A 20,330-nucleotide genomic window follows, 5' to 3' on the forward strand; every position below is an offset into this window, starting at 1 on the left:
TGTGATGTGATCCGTGTGATCGTGCAGGTCGGAGAGGTACAGAGGACGGGGAAGAAGAGATGTTAACCGTATCAAAAAAGAAAAAAGCGTGCTGGCGACCAGCACGCGAACGCATCTTCTCAGATGCCCAGAGCCCACCATACAGACTTGTTTTTATTATCCGTTTCTTGCTCGCACATTAGCGAAACTTTTCAGGCTAAAACGGTATTCTGGCTGGAACCAGGAACGACCGTAGTAGCAGTAGACCAGCATTCTGATGGATACCATGGCCAGGTAGCCCCAGATAGCGCACAACACTGAAGGGGTCAGCCATACGGTAAACAGTGTGACACCCAGGCCTACCAGCACCGATGAGGTTTCTGTGAAGGCGATACGCGAGAATTGTTTCTCACGCTGTAATATGGCGCGATAATGTTGCCCTTGCGGAATAATGATGAAAATCACCGAAATCATTTCCAGCATAATCGCCATTTCCGGTTGATTCATTATTCGGCTATATAAATCACTACCAATAAACAGCACGGCGAATATCATCATGCCACTTAACACATTTCCCCAGTAGAGAATGGAAAGTTCGCTGTTATTAAGGTTTGTATTTCTGATAACTGAATTACCAAACCCACGGTCGGCAAGCGTATCAATAATCAATAACATCACAATGGCAATGGCGAGTAAATCTAACTCGTTTGCCTGAAGTATTTGTGCCAGAAGTGAAAGCTGTAAAACACCAATGCCGACGATTTTTATGGATGACAAAATTGACCATTTGGCGCTGGCCAAACTTTTTTCTCTTATCGCCATGTTCTGCTCGTTATGGTACATGTACCAATGCAATTAAGGGTTCACCCGGGCGCCTGCCCAGAGTACAGATCACATCAATGCAGCGTGTCCTGACGCAGCCCTGAAATGCCTTTCAGAGTTTGCCACGTAAAGATGCATTCAATTAAATGATGCTCTGAATTTAAAGAGATGCCCCTGGCGCGTAAATATTTCATTGTCTCAGCGGTATCTCCTCCTGTTCGGAGGAAATCCGCAAGATCATTATAAAATCCCTTTGAGTTATTATATTCCCCGGCCAGTATCCTACTGGCAATCTCAACAAATTCTTTTTCAGACAACAAAGGATAGGTTGAGCGATCCATGTTATTTCCCTGCTGTTGTTATTATCGGGTATTGCTGTGTGTGAATGAGTTATACCGTGTTTTAATTAAATTAACACCATAAGAAAACTCCTATAAATGAACTTCAGGAATAAATGGTTTCAGACTTTGCATCAGAATAGATAAGGGGACGGCTGAGCGATTAATAAGTTATGTCAGACATTTTGATCGGCGATTAAACAAGTCATTTGAATAAGTAAGAAAAAACACCGATAAATCAGAGGGACTAATACTTAGGGGGCGTGCTCTCACCAGGAATTTTCCTGGTGAGAAGACTTTAGCCAGACTGGTGATTAGCACGAAAAGGAGCAGATATTATCGTTAAACAGTTAAACGCTATTACGTGGAAAAAATTGACTTTTTTATGGATTACTTCCAGCGAAAGTTAAAGCATTACGATTTTTATAATGCATTGATTCTAATGAGTTAACAGGTGAAGAAGTTGATCCAGGTCGCGTTTTACCCAGGCAACATCCTGAGAAAATTTTTCATCAGACATAAGGGGTTGGCGATAAACCACCATCACCACTTCGGCTCCCTTTTCGTTAGCAATCACGCGCATCGGCATATAAATCTCCTTACCGCTGCCGGTATCGATCCAATGATCCATGACGCCAAAGGGGTTATGTGGCGTGAAGCGGATTTTCACTGAACCTTCAGGTCCTTTGGCTTTCCAGTAGTTACCCTCTTGCGTGAGCGTACTGGCACTTAGCCCACTGGCCCATTTGGCAAAGCATTCAGGTTTCCAGATGGTTTCATATAAATCTAACCAGTTGCGGGGAATGGTCAGCGTGACTGTCTGAGATGGCAGCATGGAACCTCCGTTAGGCGAATGAAAGGCAGGGAATCCGTAAGGGTGGCTTCTGGAGATGAATGATGACCGTCACAGTAAAATGGCGGTCTTAAGGCCGTACCCTACAGAATGATGAGACTGCCTACAGCAAAGAGTACCTTAACTGAAGGGGATTCCGCTGCAAATGGCAGGATAGTGGAAGTGTGCTGCAACAGAGGTTTCCAGTAAAAATCCTGCTATCAGATAAACTTGCCGCGTCCCTGAATATCCTTCGTCTCTGCTGTGCCGTCCTGATGGCGTAAAACAAAGCGGTCAGATTGAGCCACTACCGCGCAACTGTGATTGGGGAAGATGCGCAGCAGAGCCCCACGCGCCGGAGCATGATCTCCGTATTGCAGAAAGCCATGCTCTTCCGAAAGCTTCAGAACTTCGTATTGGTTGCCCTGCTCATCAACGGCGATACCGAAACCGCTGGCGTTAGTGCCGTGCGGGCCTTTATCAGAGCTGAGCATCTTGGAGCCGGCATCAATAATCGCGAAATGCGGATTCACCGCCACCACGCGTGTTATCACGCTGAGCGCCAGCGCATCGGGCGTGCACAGCCCCAGGCGCCAGGCGGTAAGATCCAGCAGCGCATAATTTCCTGGACGAATCTCGTTGCTGCCTTCAGCCACCGGCGCGGCCAGTGCTGTAGGCGTAGAGCCAACAGAAATGGGGCAACGCGCAAAGCCTGCAGCGATCAATTGCTGCTGAACCTGGTGCATTAATATGATTTCTTGCTGTGCAACTTCAGCAATAGCCTCGGCATGACCTGCGCCGTAAGCATGGCCGGCGTGCGAAACCAGCCCGGCAAAAGGTAATCCCGCTGCTTTAATCTGCTGCGCCAATGCCACGGCGTCACCGCTGTGCGGATCAACCCCCACGCGATGCAATCCCACATCGACTTTAATGGCGATAGACAATTCACAGCTGGGCTGCTGGCGATGCGCTTTAGCGATGGCCGTGACGCCGAGAGTACAGTCGGCAATACAGGTGACACGCGCCTGATGTTGCACGGCGACCGCCAGCAATTCAGTGAGTGTATCGGCGTGAACAACGGGATAAGCCAGCAGTACATCACGCTCCCCGCCGAGGATAAAGGCAATACCCTCACTGGGTTTTGACACGGTAATACCGCGCGCACCTGATTGACGTTGTTGTTCGGCAATCCAGACACTCTTATGGGTTTTAATGTGTGGGCGCAGCGCGACACCCGCAGCATCGGCTTTTTGCTGCATGTGTTGCAGATTACGTTGCAGACGCGTCGCATCAATTTCGAGATAAGGCGTCAGTCGGTCAGCGATAAGCGGCCGTAACCAGCCGGCATTGGCATTCTGTTCCATCATGATAATCCGCAGAGTATTCCAGGTGCGGACTATCATTCATTAATGTGCGGCAGAATGCCAGCCGTCAGCTTATCCCTTAGCTGAAGCGCTAGTGTTCTGGAATCCGCCCCCCAGGTCTGCAATCAGCACTACCGCCAGATTGATCTGCTGCGCTTGTAACGCCACCAGTTTCTGATCGGACTCGATGAGTTGGTTCTGAATGGTTAGCACATCAAGGTACGGACGCAATCCTGCGGTGTATTCACGGTTTAAATCATCCCATGCGCTATGAATGAGTTGATTCGCGCTCTGCTGCTGCGCCAGCTGATCCTGAATCGACTGCAGTTGCGTAATGGTATCGCTGATATTACCCAGGGAACCAATCAGCAGCTTGTTGTACTGGGCGACAGCCAGGTCATAGTTAGCGTCACTTTCGGCTAAATCGGCGCGGCGCTTGCCGGCATCGAAGATCGGCAGAGACAGACTTGGACCCACGTTAAAGAATCGGCTGGGCGCACCGAAAAATGCATCGCCGAGCAGTGAACGCGTACCGGCTTCCGCCACCAGGTTGATGTTGGGATAGAACTCGGTTTTGGTTGCGGCAATTTGTTTTGATGCCGCTTCTACGCGCCAGCGTGCTGCCACCACATCCGGGCGACGACCCAAAAGCTCCGCTGGAATATTACCCGGCAGCGTGGCGGCAATTGGGACACTCATTTTCGCCGGTTTCAGTTGGTGCCAGTAATCGGGCCCTTTGCCGATCAGCGTGGAGAGTTGAATGCCAGCATCGGTGACATTCTGTCTGGCTTCGGTCAGAGTCGCTTCAGCGGTTTTTTGCTGCGACAGCGCCTGCTTATATTGATAGTCGGACGTCAGACCGGCGCTGACATACTGCTGCTGAATTTTGGCGATGCCACTGGAACGATCGGCATTCTGCTTTGCCAGTTCAGCGTTCGACCAGGCCAGGTTGAGGTTATTCCAGGCGCGCGTCACGTTGACGGCGAGCGTCAACTGGCTGGCCTGACGATCTAACTCACTGGCGCGCGCCTGCCCTAGCGCGGCTTCTGCCGCATCTTTCTTGCCGCCCCACAGATCAAAGGTGTAGCTCATGCCGATATTGGCCGTGCGCAGCGTGCTGTAGCTTTTCCCTTGCAGAAGCGGGTCGTCGACTTTTGCCACACGTGAACGCGTGATTCCGGCATTGAGGTCCACATCAGGATAGCGCTCAGCATCGGCGGCAATGACCTGCGCATTGGCTTTATCTGCCTGCGCATTCACCACCTGCAGATCCGGGCTTGAAGTCATGGCATCAGCAATGAGCCGATTCAGTTGTGAATCATTGAATCCCTGCCACCATTCGGTTTTCGGCCAGTTTGCTGCGCTGAAATGCGCGCCGCTAAGGGATGCTTTGGCTTGCAGTGAGTTGGCATCGAGCAATGAGTTATGAGGATGTAAGCCGTGCGGATTGGCACAACCAGCCAGCAGTGCGCTGGCCACGGCAAGCGCTAGCAGCGCGCGTGGTTTAGTGGTAAATAGCAGGTTCATGTTTTTGGTCAGAATAGAAGAGAGCAGACCATTACATGAGTCTGTGCAATTTTTGACAAACCTGTTTTTCGTTAAGAATGGTTGGTAAATGTGAGCAGTGAAGAAGGGGCAGCAGGCGAATGCCTGCTGCATCAACAGATTAGACGTAGAGTGACGCTTCACCCGGTGGGCGAGTTTTAAAGCGGCGGTGCAGCCATAAGTATTGCTCAGGTGCACGCAGGATCTCTTTCTCGATCACTTTATTCATGTATGCCGCGGCAGCCGCTTCATCTTCATACGGATAGTTTTGCAACTCCGGCTGAATGATGAGCTGATAGCCGCTCTTATCGCTGTTGCGGATCAGCACAATCGTTAGCATGGCCGGTTTAGCCAGACGCGATAATACGAAGGTGCCATTGGTGGTAGCCGCTTTTTCGACAGCAAACAGCGGTGCGAAAACGCTGCCTTTTGGGCCGTAATCCTGATCTGGCGCGAACCAGACGGCTTCGCCCTGTTTCAACGCCTGCACCATACCGCGCAGATCGCGACGATCAATCATCGCCTTATTCGATCGCATACGACCTTTCGTCTGTGCCCATTCCATTGCCTGATTATTGTGCGGACGATACATCGCCATCATCGGCTGACACAGCCCAGTGATGCGACCACCCAGCTCAAGCGACATAAAATGCACGCCAATCGCCATCACGCCACGTTGATCTCGTTGGGCATGTTGCAGGTTATGCAAACCTTCAACATGGAAATAGCGACGAACGCGCGCATCAGACCAGAACCAGGCAATGCCGGTTTCTGCCAGCGCCATACCAAGGGATTCAAAGTTACCCGCGATCAATACCTCTTTATCTTCCTCATTGATATGGGGGAAGCAAAGTTCAATATTGCGGCGGGTAATGCGCTCACGACGCTTCAGGAAGTGGCGCGACAGCTTGCCGGCAGAGGCGCCAAGCCGAATTAAAATAGGATAGGGGAGCTGCACCAGCAACCACAGCATACCTAGCCCAAACCAGGTGAACCAATAGCGGGGATGCAAAAGTTTGGTGTTGAACTGCCCGTTTTTCTTCATAACGCCTTCAGGGAAAGAGTGGATGTATCGCACAAAGAAGGGTGTCCATGAATTCCTGGCGGTACGACTGTGTTAATTACGACCAGTAGATTAGCAAATAGTGCCCTTAAAGAAACGCAATCTCTGCAATCTTTAGGATTGAGAGGTTTCATTGAGAAGGGGGTTATTCGACAGAGGATATCGGGATTGGAAAATGAATAAGTTATGATAAACAACAGCATAGTTTCATTTGGTGATAGTCCATCAGGTCAATTCAAGGTCACGTTTGGTCAGCAATTGACATGCATAATCATCAAAGCTTTCACAATCTTTACATTGAAAAACCAGTAAATTGGTCTAGCGGATAAGCGAAACGTGATGGGCGTGATCTACGGATATAAAGCCCGGCTGACCGGGCCTTTTTCAACATCAGCAGAATGAGGTATTACTCTATGTTCTGAATCTGCTCGCGCATCTGTTCAATCAACACCTTCAGCTCGATAGCTGACGCCGTGATATCGGCATTGATCGACTTAGAGGCCAGTGTGTTCGACTCACGGTTGAACTCTTGCATCATAAAGTCGAGACGGCGGCCAACCGCTTCTTTCTTCTTCAGGATGTTGTAGGTCTCTTTGACGTGCGCATCCAGACGATCCAGCTCTTCCGCCACATCAATGCGCTGCGCCATCATGACGAGTTCTTGCTCAAGGCGCGTATTTTCCAGCTGCACTTCCGCTTCTTCCAGTTTACTGACCAGACGTTCACGCTGCCATTTCACCACTTCCGGCATCTGCGCACGGACTTTGCTGACTTCCAGCGACACGCCTTCTAAACGCTGCTCAATCAGGGTCTTGAGCGCAGTGCCTTCGCTTTCACGAGCAATGATGAAGTCATCCAGTGCGCCGTCGAGTGCGGTCAGCAGTTCGGTATTGATAGCATCCAGATCCTGTTCCTGAGCTGACATCACGCCTGGCCAGCGCAGAATATCCAGCGGATTGATCGCGCCTTCATCGGTCTGCATCTTCACCCAGTTGGCGGAACGCACCAGCTGTTTCGCCAGCGCCTCATTCAGTTGCAGCTCACCTTGCGCACTGGGGTCGGCATCAAAGCGCAGGTTGCACTCGATTTTACCGCGTGTCAGGCGATTACGGATACGCTCGCGAATCACCGGCTCCAGGCTACGAAATTGTTCCGGCAGACGGATGTAGGTTTCCAGATAGCGTTGGTTTACCGAACGGATTTCCCAGGCTGCGCTGCCCCAGTGGCCTTTTGCTTCGCGGCGGGCGTAAGCGGTCATGCTGCGGATCATAAGCTTGTACTCATTTTCAGGAATGTTCCTCGCATTATAGTGATGGCAGCCAAACCATGATAGGCATAAGCGCAATGAGCTAACGCAGCGCGCAACTTTCGGTGAAAAGGATGACGTATCCACCTTTCACACCCTATGATGTCCTGTGTGATACCTAAACAGTCTGAGGCTATGATGCTGAATAAATTGGCGATGCCGTTGGCGTTCGTCTTCTTTCTGGCCGGATGCCAGACAACCGCTGCACCTCCTGAACAGATCCCACCGAATACCGCTCCTGTTGCTGTGTGCGGCTCAGGGGACATTATGATGCAAACCACCCTGTGGTTCGGGATGAACAAGCCGAAAGGCGGCGTCATCAGCAGCAGCGAATGGCAGCAATTTGTTGATAATGATGTCACACCACGATTCAAAGACGGGCTTTCAGTGTATGACGGTAAAGGCCAGTGGCTGGGAGAGGGTGGAAAGCTGGCGCGTGAAAACAGTAAAGCGTTAATGCTGATACATCAGCCGGACCGTGCAAGTTCTGACAGCATCAATGCGCTGCGCGACATTTATAAAAAGCGCTTCGATCAGGAGTCGGTGATGCGTGTCGATTCACTGGTGTGTGTCGCGTTCTAAAGCAGAACAGGGCCGCTTTGATGGGCGCGGCCCAGTAAAGAGCGGCTAGCTGGCCGCTCCGCTGTGATTAAATGAACAATCCTGCAAACGCGGCTGACAGCAGGCTCACTAGCGTGGAACCATAAACCAGCTTCCAGCCAAAGCGCGATACCACATTGCCCTGGCGCTCATTCAGTCCTTTAATCGCTCCCGCCACGATGCCAATTGAGGCAAAGTTAGCAAACGACACTAAAAACACGGACAGAATGCCGAGACCGCGCGGTGACATTTCCGCAGCGACTTTCTTCAGCTCAATCATGGCCACAAATTCATTGGCCACCAGTTTGGTCGCCATGATGCTTGCCGCTTGCAGGGCTTCGGCAGAAGGAATGCCAATCAACCACGCAAACGGATAGAAGACATAGCCAAGCAGTTGCTGGAAGCTGTAGCCAAATACCGCGGCAAACAGAGCGTTAATGGCGGCGATCAGGGCGATAAAACCAATCAGCATCGCCAGAATAATCATCGCCACTTTAAAACCTGCCAGAATGTACTCGCCCAGCATCTCAAAGAAGCTCTGATCCTCGTGCAGCTTATCCAGTGCAATACGTTCTTCATTTTCCGGGCGTGTCGGATTGATGATCGACAGGATAATAAAGGTACTGAACATATTCAGTAGCAGTGCGGCAACCACATATTTTGCATCAATCATCGACATGTAAGCACCGACAATCGATAGCGACACCGTCGACATCGCGGTCGCGGCCATGGTGTACATGCGCGGTGCGGAGATATCGCCGAGGATACCTTTATAGGCGATGAAGTTCTCCGATTGACCCAGAATCAGCGTACTCACGGCATTGAATGATTCGAGTTTGCCCATCCCGTTCACCTTCGACAGCAGGGTACCGACCAGACGAATCAACAACGGCAGAATACGCCAGTGCTGCAAGATGCCAATCAGGGCGGAGATGAACACAATCGGACAGAGCACGCCGAGGAAAATAAACGCCAGTCCCTGTTTCGCCATATTGCCGAACACAAAATCTGTACCTTGCGCAGCAAAGGTCAATAAGGTTTCAAAGAAGCCGCCGACAGCGGTCACCACAGACTGGCCGCCCGCAGAATGCAGAAAGAACCAACCCAGTGCCGCTTCAACCACCAGCAATTGAATAATAAAGCGTGGGCGAATCAGTTTGCGGTCATGGCTGACCAAAAGCGCAAGGGCAAAGATCACCACCAGCGCCAGCAGGAAATGGAGTATTGCTGTCATCATTTGTCTTTTTATGAGAGGAAAGGGCGCATTTAGCCACAGCTGAGGCTAAATTTCATCCGGGAAAAGTGCCGCATGTAGGCAGGACAGCCGCGCACGAAGTCCGTATAATGCGCAGCCAAACCTAAGTAAGCCGGAGAGAAACCATGCGTCCAGCAGGCCGTAACGCATCTGAAGTGCGTCCCGTCACCCTCACTCGTCACTACACCAAACATGCAGAAGGATCCGTGCTGGTTGAGTTCGGTGAAACCAAAGTGCTGTGCACCGCCACCGTTGAAGAGGGTGTGCCACGTTTCCTCAAAGGCAAAGGTCAGGGCTGGGTCACTGCGGAATATGGCATGTTGCCGCGTTCCACCCACAGCCGTATGGCGCGCGAAGCGGCCAAAGGTAAGCAAGGTGGCCGTACGCTGGAGATTCAACGTCTGATTGCTCGTTCGCTGCGTGCCGCGGTGGATTTGGATGCGCTGGGCGAGTTCACCATTACACTGGACTGCGACGTGATTCAGGCCGACGGTGGCACGCGTACGGCGTCGATTACCGGTGCATGCGTCGCGTTAGCCGATGCGTTGAATGCGCTGGTTGCGGCGGGCAAGTTAAAAGCCAGCCCGTTAAAAGGCATGGTGGCGGCGATTTCGGTCGGTATCGTTGGCGGTGAAGCGCTGTGCGATCTGGAGTACGTGGAAGATTCTGCGGCTGAAACCGATATGAACGTCGTCATGACTGAAGATGGCCGCATGATTGAAGTGCAGGGCACCGCCGAAGGCGAGCCGTTCAGCCATGAGGAATTACTGCAGCTGCTGGCGCTGGCGCGAGGCGGCATTGAGCAGTTGATTCAGGCGCAAAAAGCAGCGCTAACAAATTGATATAACAGGCGACCATAGAGTCGCCTTTTCTTTATTTGAGGAGTGAGAAATGAAAGCCTGGCAGCGTCAGTTTATTGAATTCGCCCTGAACAAAGGGGTGCTGAAGTTTGGTGAGTTCACCCTGAAATCGGGTCGTAAAAGCCCGTACTTCTTTAATGCTGGTTTATTCAATACCGGCCGTGACTTAGCGCTGCTGGGACGTTTCTATGCGCAGGCGCTGGTGGATGGCGGCGTTGATTTTGATCTGCTGTTTGGCCCGGCCTACAAAGGGATTCCGATTGCCACCACCACGGCCGTCGCACTGGCCGATCATCATGATCGCGATGTGCCTTACTGCTTCAATCGTAAAGAAGCCAAAGACCATGGTGAAGGCGGCTTGCTGGTCGGTAGCCCGCTGCAGGGTAAGGTGATGCTGGTGGATGATGTGATCACCGCGGGTACCGCCATTCGTGAATCGATGGATATCATCAGCGCGCACAATGCTACATTGGCGGGCGTCATGATTTCGCTGGATCGCCAGGAGCGCGGCCGTGGTGATATCTCCGCCATTCAGGAAGTGGAACGTGACTATCAGTGCAAGGTCACGGCGATCATTACGCTCGCGGAACTGATTGATTATCTGGAAGAGAAGCCGGAAATGGCAGACCATCTGGCGAAAGTGCGGGCGTATCGTAAAGAGTACGGTATTTAACACCGCGGCTTTATCACGGTCGCCATCGCTGGCGACCGGATGATGAACCACGGTGCTTTATCGCGTACCCAATCATGGGCGCGCCTGATGAATCGCTACACTAACTGTGCCGCAATCAGTGGCCAGCGGCTCTCAAAATCAGCTGTTGGACGATAGCGGAATTCAGAACGCACATAGCGGGAAAGCAATCCTTCGCAGAACGCCAGTAATTGGCTCGCCAGCAGTGTTTCATCGGTCTGGAAACCTTCACCGTCACGCATTTTCTTCTCGCGCATCACCTGACGCAGTTGCACCTCGATGCGTTCGAACAACTGGTTGATGCGCCCTTGCAGACGATCCTGTTCAAACATCAGCGCATGGCCGGTCAAAATGCGCGTCAGCCCCGGATTACGCTCACCAAATCCCAGAATCAGCTGCACGATTAAACGCAGTCGCGCGAGTGTTTCTTTCTCATCTTTCAGGATTAGATTGATGCGGGTAATCAGACTGTCTTCAATAAACTCGATCAGGCTGTCGAACATACGCGTTTTGCTCGGGAAGTGACGGTAGAGTGCCGCTTCCGAAACGCCTACATTGGCTGCCAGCTTGGCGGTGGTGATTCGCTGACTGCCATCGCCCGACTCCAGCATTTGCGCTAGCGCCTGCAAAATCTCTTCGCGACGATTCCGTTTCGCGGCTTTTTTTTCTGCCATGACCTTCAAGACCCCTGAAATTCACCAAAAACAGGCAATACTGCCTCGTCAGCCACAAGCGGTTTGGCCCGTGGCGACGAGAGATAAAAAGATGGCTTGCGAAAAGTGTCGCGTGTTACTGACGACCAGAGTGGCCGAAACCGCCGGCGCCGCGATCGCTGGTGTCAAAATCTTCCACCAGGTTGAATTCGGCTTGTACCACAGGCACAAAGACCAGTTGTGCCAAACGGTCGCCAGGCTGCAGCGTAAAGCTATCCTGACCACGGTTCCAGACGGAGACCATCAGTTGGCCCTGATAATCGGAGTCGATTAAGCCCACCAGGTTGCCCAGCACGATCCCATGCTTATGGCCCAGACCTGAGCGGGGCAAAATCACAGCGGCCAGCGCAGGGTCAGCAATGTGAATCGCCAGACCGGTTGGCACCAGCGTGGTCATGCCTGGGGAGATCTCCAGTGCACCATCAAGGCAAGCACGCAGATCGAGACCCGCAGAACCCGAGGTGGCATAAGTTGGCAGTGGGAATTCGTTACCCACGCGCGCATCCAGAATTTTAACGTCGATTTTTTTCATCATAACGGCTGACAATCTCGTCTATTAATTGTTGGCCAAGGAGCGTCTTATCACTGAGCGGTAAGACTTTCTCTCCTTCCTGCCAAAAAAGGTGAAGAGCATTGGTGTCGCTATTGAATCCCTGTCCTGCCTGCGCAACATCGTTCGCGCAGATCAGGTCCAGATTTTTTCGCACCCGTTTTTGCCGCGCGTATTCTTCCACATTCTGGGTTTCGGCAGCAAATCCCACCACATAAGGGCGATGTTTCTGCAATGCCGCTACGCCTGCGACAATATCCGGGTTCTTCACCAACTGCAGCGTGACGTTATCATCGCCACCCTGTTTTTTGATTTTCTCTGCGGCAATGTTTGCCGCCCGGTAGTCTGCCACGGCAGCGCTGGCAATGAAAATATGTTGTTGGCTGATTTGCGCCATCACCGCCGCTTCCATTTCCAGTGCACTCCCCACATCAACGCGCGTGACGCCAGCGGGCGTGGGCAGTGTGACCGGGCCCGCCACCAGTGTCACCGTTGCGCCACGTTTTGCTGCGGCGGCGGCAATGGCGAACCCCATTTTACCGGAGCTGTGATTGCTTATGTAACGAACCGGGTCCAGCGCCTCACGGGTTGGACCGGCGGTGATCATAATGTTGAGATGTTGCAGATCGTTGACGGGCGCGGCCCACTCCAGCGCATGAGCGACAATCGCCAGCGGATCAAGCATGCGGCCGGGGCCCACATCGCCGCAGGCCTGGCTGCCGCTGTCTGGCCCCCAAATCAGAACGCCTCGCTGATTGAGACGCTGAAGATTTTCCTGGGTAATCGGCGCGCGGTACATCTGTTGGTTCATGGCCGGCACGATCGCCAGAGGTGCTGCGCTGGCGAGGCAGGCGGTGGTCACCAAATCGTTAGCCATCCCTGCCGTGATGCGTGCAATCAAATCGGCGGTCGCGGGGGCCAATACAATCAGATCAGCCCATTTCGCCAGCTCGATATGGCCCATCGCGGCTTCAGCGGCAGGGTCGAGTAAATCATCCAGCACCGGGTATCCGGAAACGGCTTGTAAGCTGAGCGGAGTGATAAAGGCTTTCGCTGCATCAGTCATCATGACACGCACCTCTGCGCCACGATCGCGCAGACGACGAACCAACTCGGGTGTTTTATAAGCAGCAATACCGCCGCTGACGCCGAGCAGAATTTTTTTTCCGGCTAATCCCGTCATGTTCTTTGCCTCAACTCAAAACGGATTGCCGCTGTGATGCGGCAGATGCAGGCAACTTTATCACAAAATCCATCGACCGCCTTTTCACGGCCTGCGCCCTTTGCGAGATGGCTCTGAAATCGCGACCGGCTTGCTGGTATGCCTCCTGGCAAATACGCACAATCACCCTGACCCAGGAAGGAGAATGTCATGACGGAACTGGCCCCACGAGAAAAACTGGCCATCACAGGCGCAGAATCATTGAGCGATGCAGAACTGCTGGCGATTTTTTTGCGCACCGGCAGCCACGGTATCCCGGTGATGGCACTGGCGCGACAAATGCTTAACGAGTTTGGCTCGCTATATCGCATCATGACCGCAAATGAAACAGAACTGAGCGTGATTAAAGGCGTAGGCACGGCCAAAATTACCCAACTGCATGCGGTTGCTGAACTTGGGCGACGTTTTTTCGCCAGTCAGCTGGCGCGAGAAAATGTGATGGAGAATCCACAGGTGACAAGGCATTACCTGCAAAGTGTGCTGGCGCATCAGGAGCGAGAAGTTTTTATGGCGCTGTTTTTGGATAATCAGCATCGGGTTCTGCAGGCGCAAAAAATGTTCACCGGCAGTATTGCCAGTGTTGAAGTCCATCCACGTGAAATTGTGCGTGAAGCGTTAAAACTCAACGCAGCCGCCGTGATTCTGGCGCATAATCATCCCTCTGGTGTCGCTGAACCGAGCCGTGCCGATCGCGATATCACCGTGAAAGTCGGGCAGGCTTGCGCGCTGCTGAATATTCGCTTACTGGATCATTTGGTGATCGGTCATGGCGAGTTTACCTCTTTCGCAGAGCGCGGATGGCTGTAAAACATCCGCCCGATTGAGCAGAAATGATGCATTTTCACGCGATCCATCGGGATCTTTATTTGTTCGGGACTTGAGCACTCGGGCTGAGCGGCGTATACTACGCCACCTTTGAGAATCTCGGGTTTGGCGTTTGGGCCAGCTTAGCGGGTTCACATGGAACTCGCCTGGGCGGGCTAAGGCCTGACGAGGCGGCCAAAACCTAGTTTTTAAAGCTCGAGCTGATTTGATTTTTGGAGAATAGAAATGTCACGAGTCTGCCAGGTAACTGGAAAGCGTCCGGTGACGGGTAACAACCGTTCCCACGCAATGAACGCGACGAAACGCCGTTTCCTGCCGAACCTGCACTCTCACCGTTTCTGGGTTGAGAGCGAAAAGCGCTTCGTTACTCTGCGTGTATCTGCTAAAGGTATGCGTGTTATTGATAAAAAGGGCATTGATACGGTTCTGACCGAAATCCGCGCCCGTGGTGAGAAGTACTAAGTACTAAGGAACTGAATCATGGCTAAAGGTATTCGTGAGAAGATCAAGCTGGTTTCCTCTGCTGGTACAGGTCACTTCTATACCACCACGAAGAACAAACGTACTAAACCAGAGAAACTGGAACTGAAAAAGTTCGATCCGGTTGTACGTCAGCACGTGATCTACAAAGAAGCTAAAATTAAGTAATTTTAGTGTTCTTGCGAAAAACCCGGCTTCGGCCGGGTTTTTTGTTTCTGCGCTTTGTTGAGGAGAGGACATGCCTGAATTACCAGAGGTAGAAACCAGCCGACGTGGTATTGAGCCACATATGGTAGGCGCGACCATTTTGCATGCGATTGTGCGTAATTCACGCCTGCGCTGGCCGGTCTCGCACGAAATCCATGCGCTAAGTGACCAGCCGGTGCTGAGCGTGCAACGGCGCGCAAAATACCTGCTGCTGGAACTGCCACACGGCTGGATTATCATTCATCTCGGCATGTCTGGCAGCCTTCGAGTCCTTCCAGGTGAGCAGCCCGCCGCAAAACACGATCACGTCGATTTGGTGATGAGCAACGGCAAGGTGCTACGTTATACCGATCCACGCCGCTTTGGTGCGTGGTTGTGGACCCCTGATCTGGAAGGCAGCAGCGTACTGGCACATCTCGGTCCTGAGCCGCTCAGCAGCGAATTCGATGGTGCTTATCTGTTTGAGAAGTCGCGCGGCAAACGCACGGTCATTAAACAGTGGCTGATGGATAACAAAGTGGTGGTCGGCGTGGGCAACATTTACGCCAGCGAATCACTGTTTACCGCCGGGATCTTACCCGATCGACCGGCGATGAGTTTGAGTCGTGATGAAGCGGAGTTGATGGTGGCGACAATCAAGGCCGTATTGCTGCGTTCGATTGAGCAGGGCGGAACCACGCTACGTGATTTCCTGCAAACGGATGGAAAGCCTGGCTACTTTGCTCAGGAATTGCAGGTCTATGGCCGAACGGGCGAACCCTGCCGAGCCTGCGGTACGCCAATCGTCAGCGGCAAACATGGCCAGCGCAGCACCTTCTGGTGCCCTCGCTGCCAGCATTAATCAGGGCTGCGCCAGTTTTGCCAGCAATGCCTGATGCACCACGGCAGGCAGAAATGCCTGCACATCACCTTTATGACGCGCCACTTCCTTCACCAGCGACGATGACACGAACGAGAATCCTTCGGACGGCATCAGAAACACACTCTCCAGTGAAGGAAGCAGATGACGGTTCATCTGTGCCAGTTGCAGCTCATATTCGAAATCTGACACCGCACGCAGTCCTCGCACCAGCACATTGGCATTTTGCGCTTTGGCGAAGTTCGCCATCAAATCGCTAAAACCCAAAACCTCAACATTGGCTAAGTGCTGAGTAGCCTGCCGTGCCAAATCTACGCGCTCATCGAGTGTAAACAGCGGCTTTTTGCTGGGGCTAGCGGCAATGGCAACCACGATGCGATCAAACATTTGCGCCGCGCGCGTCACAATATCCACATGGCCCAACGTGATGGGATCAAACGTGCCGGGATAAATCGCTTTGGTGCTCATACGCGGCCTTGTGTTGAGGTGTGATGTAGCGCCCAGAGCGCTGAGTATTTGTTAAAGGTGTATTGCGCGTTGACGACGGCCAGAATCCAGCCCTGCTTACCGTCGAGGAAACCGGCGCGCAGCAGCAACGTCTTAAGGAATGCGCCCAACGTGTGGCTGAAAATCGAGAAGATGCCACAACGCTTGCCTCGCTGAAAACGTTCTTGCGCCCAGGCTTCGGCATAATTCATCTGTTTGCGTTGGAAAGCGATCAAATCGCGGCAGGTAAGATGCTGGAGATCGCCTGGTAACGCCACCACCGATGCGCCCTGGGTTTCCAGCGATTCGTGCACCAAATTGTCATTGTAATTGAGTGCGCGAGGATAGAGGCGCATCACGCGATCCGGATACCAGCCGCTATGGCGCATAAAGCGGCCAAGAAACAAATTGCTGCGTCCCAGGCTATAAACGGTATCGGAGGGGGGCTGCTCAAGTACGTTTTCAATCGCGCGGCGTAACTCGGGTGTGACACGTTCATCGGCATCGAGCATCAGAATCATATCGCTTCTTGCATGAGCTTGTGCACGCTGGCGCTGCTTGCCGAAACCCGCCCAGCCTTCAGCCTGATGCACCTGCGCGCCGTGCGCGCGGGCCACTGCTACGGTGTTATCCTGGCTGCCTGAGTCCAGCAGCACAATCTCATCTGCCCAGCTCACTGAGGCCAGCGCCTCCGGCAGCAATTCAGCTTCGTTTTTGGCGATCATCACCACGGAAAGACGTTGGCGTTGTGGCATGCGTTAATGAGCTCGTGGCGGCAAATGTGGTTCGAGTAACTGTAGCAGACGCTGCAATGCGCCCTGATTTTGATGCAGCACTTCGACAGCGTGGCGACCGTAATAGCGGCGGTAATCATCATCCTGCAGCAGGTTGGCCACCTGTTTTTCCAGCGAAACCACGTCGGTAACGGTGATCAGGCCTTCTGCCTGCTGCAATTTGGCGCAGATATCTTTGAAGTTCCAGATATGCGGACCCATCAGCACCGGAATGGCATGGGCGGCCGGTTCCAGCGGATTATGACCGCCGCGTTCTACCAGACTGCCACCAACAAAGGCGATATCGGCGATGCCGTACAGCAGCATTAATTCACCCATGGTGTCGCCAATCACAACCTGCGTTGCGCCAGACGGAATTTCACCGCTGCTGCGCAGAGTGAAACTGAAACCGCGCTTTTGCGTCAGTTCACAGGCATCTTTGAAACGTTCAGGATGGCGTGGCACCAGAATCAGCATCAGATCGGGGAACTGCTGCAGCAGACGACGATGCGCATCGAGGATGATGGTCTCTTCGCCTTCGTGCGTGCTGGTTGCGATCCACACCGGGCGGCGCGATGCCCATTGACGGCGCAGGGTGACCGCACGGGCCGCCAGTTCTGGCGTTACAGAGATATCAAACTTCAGGCTACCGGTAACGGCGAGATGCGTTCGTTTAAGGCCGAGGCTGAGAAATCGCTCAGCATCCTCGTTGTTCTGCGCTGCTATCAGCGTAATGCGCTGCAGCAAATCACGCATAAAGCCACCGAGTTTTTTATAACCTTTGGCCGAACGCTCTGACAGACGGGCATTGGCAATGACCAGCGGAATTTGGCGCTGATGCAGAATACGGATGATGTTCGGCCACAATTCGGTCTCCATGATGATCACCAGACGAGGATCAACGGTATCGAGGAAACGGTTAATCGAACCGGGCAAATCATAGGGCAGATAGACATGATGCACATCTTTACCAAACGCGGACTGAGCGCGTTCGGAACCCGTGGGCGTCATGGTGGTCACGGTGATGGGCAGTGTGGGATAGCGATGGCGCAATGCGCGCACCAGCGGCACGGCAGCGAGCGTTTCACCCACAGAAACGGAATGCAGCACGATACCGTGCGGTTCAACTTTGCCCACGCAGTAGCCGTAACGTTCCGCCCAGCGTTTACGATAGGCCGGTGCTTTTCGACCGCGCAGCCACAGGCGCAGCCAGATCAGTGGCTGTATTAAATAGAGCAGGGCTGTGTATAGAGTTGTCATAGTTATCGTTACGACAGATTCGCGTCAAAAAACACATGAAAGGCGGCATGTTATCAGAAACTGACCGCTTGCTCATACCACTTCGTCAGCTGGCCCTCAGCACCTGCTGATAGAGTGAAGTCAGCGACTGCGCCAGCCGCTGCGGACCAAAAGGTTCGATTCTGCGGCGTGCGGCTTCACCCATGGCAGAATTCTGCGAAAGTGCAGGTGTGGCGACAATGGCGTCATTTAATGCCTTGATATCTAATGCATCACAAACGAAGCCTTCCTGGCCGGCTTGAATAAATTCTGCGCCGCCACAGCCGGTGCTGGTAATCACGGCCAAACCGCAGGCCATCGCTTCCAGCACCACATTCGGAAAAGGATCATAAAGCGTGGGCAACAGTAAGGCGTCAGCGGCGTGATAATAGGGCTGCACATCCTGCTGCACGCCAACAAAGCGCAAGCGATCGAGGCAATTAAGCTGGTTAGCCAACTGCTGATAGCGTGAAAGTTGCTTGTCCTGGCCAACCACAACCAGATAGCGATCGCTGTGGGCGAGTGCTTCAATGGCGGCTTTCAAGCCTTTGCGCTCAAAGCCTGAACCCACGTAGATCATCACCGTGGCATCTTGTGGCAGCGTCAATTGCTGGCGCATGGCATAGCGCTGAGCTTCTGTTGCTGGCTGGAAACGCTGGCTATCAATGGCGTTGTGAATGACATGGATTTTGCTGGCATCTAGCGTGAAATGACGCAAAATATCTTGCTTCACCATCTCAGAGTTACAGATTACTGCTTTTAAAGATGCTGCATTGAACATCTCTGCTTCAGCCTGCAAAACATAGCGATGATAAGGACTCAGGCTGGCGCTCAAACGCTGCCAGGGTGAGACGATACGCGCACGTTGTTCCAGCCACACGCGATGGACGCCATCACCGGCGCGAAAAATATCGCAGCCCGCAATGCGTTCGTGGCTCTGCACGATATCGAACTTTTCACGTTCCCAGCATGCACGTGCTGCGCGGGCAAAGCCGCGTTCGCGCGATACGCGTCCAAATTTAGCGGGATTGCAGATGTGCAGATGCCAGGCCGGATTGGGTGTGCCCTGCCAGCTACGTGTGATGATATTCAGATCGAGCTGTTCGCTGTCCAGTGCTTCCAGCGCCCGCGAGATGAAACGCTCGGCACCGCCATCCGGACGATATTTCTGACGGACAATCGCCAGGCGTAACTTAGTCATGCAAAAAACTCCTGGCGGCGGCCACCACATCATCCACCGGAATGGCTGAGAGATAGCGCTGTTCTGTTTTGGTATCGATGTCGTCTGGCGAAGGCAGCGGTGCATAATCACCGGCCCAGATCACGCGATTGTTTTCACCCCACGGACGCCAGTGTTGCAGTTTGGTGGGGCCAAACAGCGCAAGACAGGGCGTATCGAGTGCGGCGGCCATGTGCATGGGGGCAGAATCCACACCGATAAACAGCTGCGCGGCATCAATCAATGCCGCCAGTTGCGGCAATGAAAACTGCCCAGCAAGTGAAACCACATTCTGGCTGTGGCACAGCGACTGAATGTGAGCAATCATCGCTTGCTCTTTCTGGTCTGGGGCAGCGGTAAGAACAAGGGTATGGCCGTCAGCCGCGAGCGTATCAATCAGCTGCGCGACCTTTTCATCTTCCCAGCATTTAAATACCCAACGCGATGTCGGCTGTAACACGATAAACGGCCCGCTGACCTTTTGCTGAGCCAATGCATCCTGCACTTTCTGTCTATCTGCCGCACTATAGTGCATTGAGGCTTTTGCACCTTCCGCGCTGATACCTAGCGGCTCAAGCGCCGCCATATTCTGCTCGACGGTATGCAATTGATTATGTGTTTTTGTCGAAACCAGATAGTTATGGCACCAACGCCACAGGGCGTGATCACGTTTGGCGTAGGCAAACCCAATACGCACCGGAGCGGCTGAAAAACGCGTGATAATCGCGCTACGCCACTGGTCGGCGAGGTTAATCACCAGGTCATAATGACAGGCACGTACAGCTGAAAGTAGAGCCATCTCGTGGCGGAACTTCTGCCAGCCGCCCTCTTTTTTCCAGTTGCGGTCAATGATGTGCAACTGGCGAATAGCGGGGTGCGCTTCCAGCATCGGCCGCGTCTCTTTGTACAACAGGACGTCGATGTTGGCCTGGGGATAGCGTTGGCGGAGCGCATTGATAACGGGCGTGGTCAGCAGCATATCGCCGTGATGGCGCAGCTTGATCAGCAGAATGTTTTTCGGTGCAAATTGGACTGGAATCGGGCTTGCCATACTCAAATGATC

The 20,330-nt window shown here is 53.0% G+C and carries 23 protein-coding genes; 7 read left to right on the forward strand and 16 right to left on the reverse strand.

Features of this window, described 5'->3' with window-relative positions:
- Positions 1-156: 156 nt before the first annotated feature.
- The 7 genes from ACCW76_RS15315 to ACCW76_RS15345 all read right to left on the reverse strand — a co-directional run bounded on the left by ACCW76_RS15315 (position 157) and on the right by ACCW76_RS15345 (position 7,213).
- Positions 157-801, reverse strand: a complete 645-nt coding sequence (locus tag ACCW76_RS15315; protein ID WP_436339052.1) for an oligosaccharide flippase family protein — start codon at positions 799-801, stop codon at positions 157-159.
- Positions 802-875: 74 nt separating this feature from the next.
- Positions 876-1,142 carry a hypothetical protein gene (locus ACCW76_RS15320; protein ID WP_034823852.1) on the reverse strand — a complete coding sequence of 89 codons (267 nt, stop codon included), beginning with the start codon at positions 1,140-1,142 and terminating at the stop codon, positions 876-878.
- 436 nt (positions 1,143-1,578) lie between these two features.
- A complete protein-coding gene (locus tag ACCW76_RS15325; protein WP_034823851.1) occupies positions 1,579-1,974 on the reverse strand; it encodes a hypothetical protein in 396 nt (131 codons plus the stop codon).
- Between the two features lie 218 nt (positions 1,975-2,192).
- Positions 2,193-3,335 carry an alanine racemase gene (locus ACCW76_RS15330; RefSeq protein ID WP_436339100.1) on the reverse strand — a complete coding sequence of 381 codons (1,143 nt, stop codon included), beginning with the start codon at positions 3,333-3,335 and terminating at the stop codon, positions 2,193-2,195.
- Between the two features lie 72 nt (positions 3,336-3,407).
- Positions 3,408-4,862, reverse strand: coding sequence for an efflux transporter outer membrane subunit (locus ACCW76_RS15335; RefSeq protein ID WP_436339054.1), 1,455 nt, complete (start codon positions 4,860-4,862; stop codon positions 3,408-3,410).
- Between the two features lie 139 nt (positions 4,863-5,001).
- Positions 5,002-5,925 carry a kdo(2)-lipid IV(A) palmitoleoyltransferase gene (gene lpxP / locus ACCW76_RS15340; protein ID WP_436339056.1) on the reverse strand — a complete coding sequence of 308 codons (924 nt, stop codon included), beginning with the start codon at positions 5,923-5,925 and terminating at the stop codon, positions 5,002-5,004.
- A 424-nt stretch (positions 5,926-6,349) separates the two neighbouring features.
- Positions 6,350-7,213: a YicC/YloC family endoribonuclease gene (locus tag ACCW76_RS15345; RefSeq protein WP_045815725.1), complete on the reverse strand. Its 864-nt coding sequence runs from the start codon at positions 7,211-7,213 to the stop codon at positions 6,350-6,352.
- 174 nt (positions 7,214-7,387) lie between these two features.
- Between ACCW76_RS15345 and ACCW76_RS15350 the strand changes: the two genes are divergently transcribed.
- A complete protein-coding gene (locus ACCW76_RS15350) occupies positions 7,388-7,831 on the forward strand; it encodes a DUF3574 domain-containing protein (protein WP_038649786.1) in 444 nt (147 codons plus the stop codon).
- A 67-nt stretch (positions 7,832-7,898) separates the two neighbouring features.
- On the opposite strand, the gene ACCW76_RS15355 is transcribed toward ACCW76_RS15350, so the two are convergent.
- Entirely contained in the window at positions 7,899-9,083 is a 1,185-nt protein-coding gene (locus ACCW76_RS15355) for a NupC/NupG family nucleoside CNT transporter (RefSeq protein ID WP_045833666.1), read from the reverse strand.
- A gap of 146 nt (positions 9,084-9,229) precedes the next feature.
- On the opposite strand from ACCW76_RS15355, the gene rph reads away from it, so the two are divergent.
- Positions 9,230-9,946, forward strand: coding sequence for a ribonuclease PH (gene rph, locus ACCW76_RS15360; RefSeq protein ID WP_034823841.1), 717 nt, complete (start codon positions 9,230-9,232; stop codon positions 9,944-9,946).
- A 49-nt stretch (positions 9,947-9,995) separates the two neighbouring features.
- Positions 9,996-10,637 carry an orotate phosphoribosyltransferase gene (gene pyrE / locus ACCW76_RS15365; protein WP_034823839.1) on the forward strand — a complete coding sequence of 214 codons (642 nt, stop codon included), beginning with the start codon at positions 9,996-9,998 and terminating at the stop codon, positions 10,635-10,637.
- A 95-nt stretch (positions 10,638-10,732) separates the two neighbouring features.
- Here pyrE and slmA read toward each other — a convergent pair whose 3' ends face one another.
- The 3 genes from slmA to coaBC form a co-directional block, all read right to left on the reverse strand.
- Positions 10,733-11,329 (reverse strand): nucleoid occlusion factor SlmA, encoded by a 597-nt coding sequence (slmA, locus tag ACCW76_RS15370; protein WP_045833648.1) that lies wholly within the window; start codon positions 11,327-11,329, stop codon positions 10,733-10,735.
- 115 nt (positions 11,330-11,444) lie between these two features.
- Positions 11,445-11,903, reverse strand: coding sequence for a dUTP diphosphatase (dut, locus tag ACCW76_RS15375; protein WP_034823835.1), 459 nt, complete (start codon positions 11,901-11,903; stop codon positions 11,445-11,447).
- A complete protein-coding gene (gene coaBC, locus ACCW76_RS15380) occupies positions 11,881-13,101 on the reverse strand; it encodes a bifunctional phosphopantothenoylcysteine decarboxylase/phosphopantothenate--cysteine ligase CoaBC (protein ID WP_045833647.1) in 1,221 nt (406 codons plus the stop codon). Before coaBC ends, dut begins: the two co-directional genes overlap by 23 nt.
- 189 nt (positions 13,102-13,290) lie before the next feature.
- Between coaBC and radC the strand changes: the two genes are divergently transcribed.
- The 4 genes from radC to mutM all read left to right on the forward strand — a co-directional run bounded on the left by radC (position 13,291) and on the right by mutM (position 15,493).
- Positions 13,291-13,947, forward strand: a complete 657-nt coding sequence (radC, locus tag ACCW76_RS15385) for a RadC family protein (RefSeq protein ID WP_436339058.1) — start codon at positions 13,291-13,293, stop codon at positions 13,945-13,947.
- A 243-nt stretch (positions 13,948-14,190) separates the two neighbouring features.
- Complete coding sequence (gene rpmB / locus ACCW76_RS15390; RefSeq protein WP_007885297.1) at positions 14,191-14,427, forward strand: 50S ribosomal protein L28; 237 nt, start codon at positions 14,191-14,193, stop codon at positions 14,425-14,427.
- An 18-nt stretch (positions 14,428-14,445) separates the two neighbouring features.
- The gene (gene rpmG, locus ACCW76_RS15395) at positions 14,446-14,613 is read left to right on the forward strand and encodes a 50S ribosomal protein L33 (protein ID WP_001051798.1); all 168 of its coding nucleotides are present in this window, start codon (positions 14,446-14,448) and stop codon (positions 14,611-14,613) included.
- A 70-nt stretch (positions 14,614-14,683) separates the two neighbouring features.
- Entirely contained in the window at positions 14,684-15,493 is an 810-nt protein-coding gene (gene mutM, locus ACCW76_RS15400) for a bifunctional DNA-formamidopyrimidine glycosylase/DNA-(apurinic or apyrimidinic site) lyase (RefSeq protein WP_436339059.1), read from the forward strand.
- Here the strand turns inward: mutM and coaD are convergent, their stop codons facing one another.
- From coaD to rfaQ, 5 genes are all read right to left on the reverse strand, one after another.
- A complete protein-coding gene (coaD, locus tag ACCW76_RS15405; protein WP_200681120.1) occupies positions 15,494-15,979 on the reverse strand; it encodes a pantetheine-phosphate adenylyltransferase in 486 nt (161 codons plus the stop codon).
- The gene (locus ACCW76_RS15410; protein ID WP_436339060.1) at positions 15,976-16,752 is read right to left on the reverse strand and encodes a glycosyltransferase family 2 protein; all 777 of its coding nucleotides are present in this window, start codon (positions 16,750-16,752) and stop codon (positions 15,976-15,978) included. Before ACCW76_RS15410 ends, coaD begins: the two co-directional genes overlap by 4 nt.
- Before the next feature lie 3 nt (positions 16,753-16,755).
- Positions 16,756-18,030 carry a lipid IV(A) 3-deoxy-D-manno-octulosonic acid transferase gene (waaA, locus tag ACCW76_RS15415; protein ID WP_436339062.1) on the reverse strand — a complete coding sequence of 425 codons (1,275 nt, stop codon included), beginning with the start codon at positions 18,028-18,030 and terminating at the stop codon, positions 16,756-16,758.
- A gap of 85 nt (positions 18,031-18,115) precedes the next feature.
- Complete coding sequence (locus ACCW76_RS15420; protein WP_436339063.1) at positions 18,116-19,249, reverse strand: glycosyltransferase family 4 protein; 1,134 nt, start codon at positions 19,247-19,249, stop codon at positions 18,116-18,118.
- Positions 19,242-20,318: a putative lipopolysaccharide heptosyltransferase III gene (gene rfaQ / locus ACCW76_RS15425; RefSeq protein ID WP_436339064.1), complete on the reverse strand. Its 1,077-nt coding sequence runs from the start codon at positions 20,316-20,318 to the stop codon at positions 19,242-19,244. Before rfaQ ends, ACCW76_RS15420 begins: the two co-directional genes overlap by 8 nt.
- Between the last annotated feature and the right edge of the window lie 12 nt (positions 20,319-20,330).

The organism is Pantoea sp. C8B4, from assembly GCF_051336905.1.
Lineage (GTDB): Bacteria > Pseudomonadota > Gammaproteobacteria > Enterobacterales > Enterobacteriaceae > Pantoea > Pantoea rwandensis_B.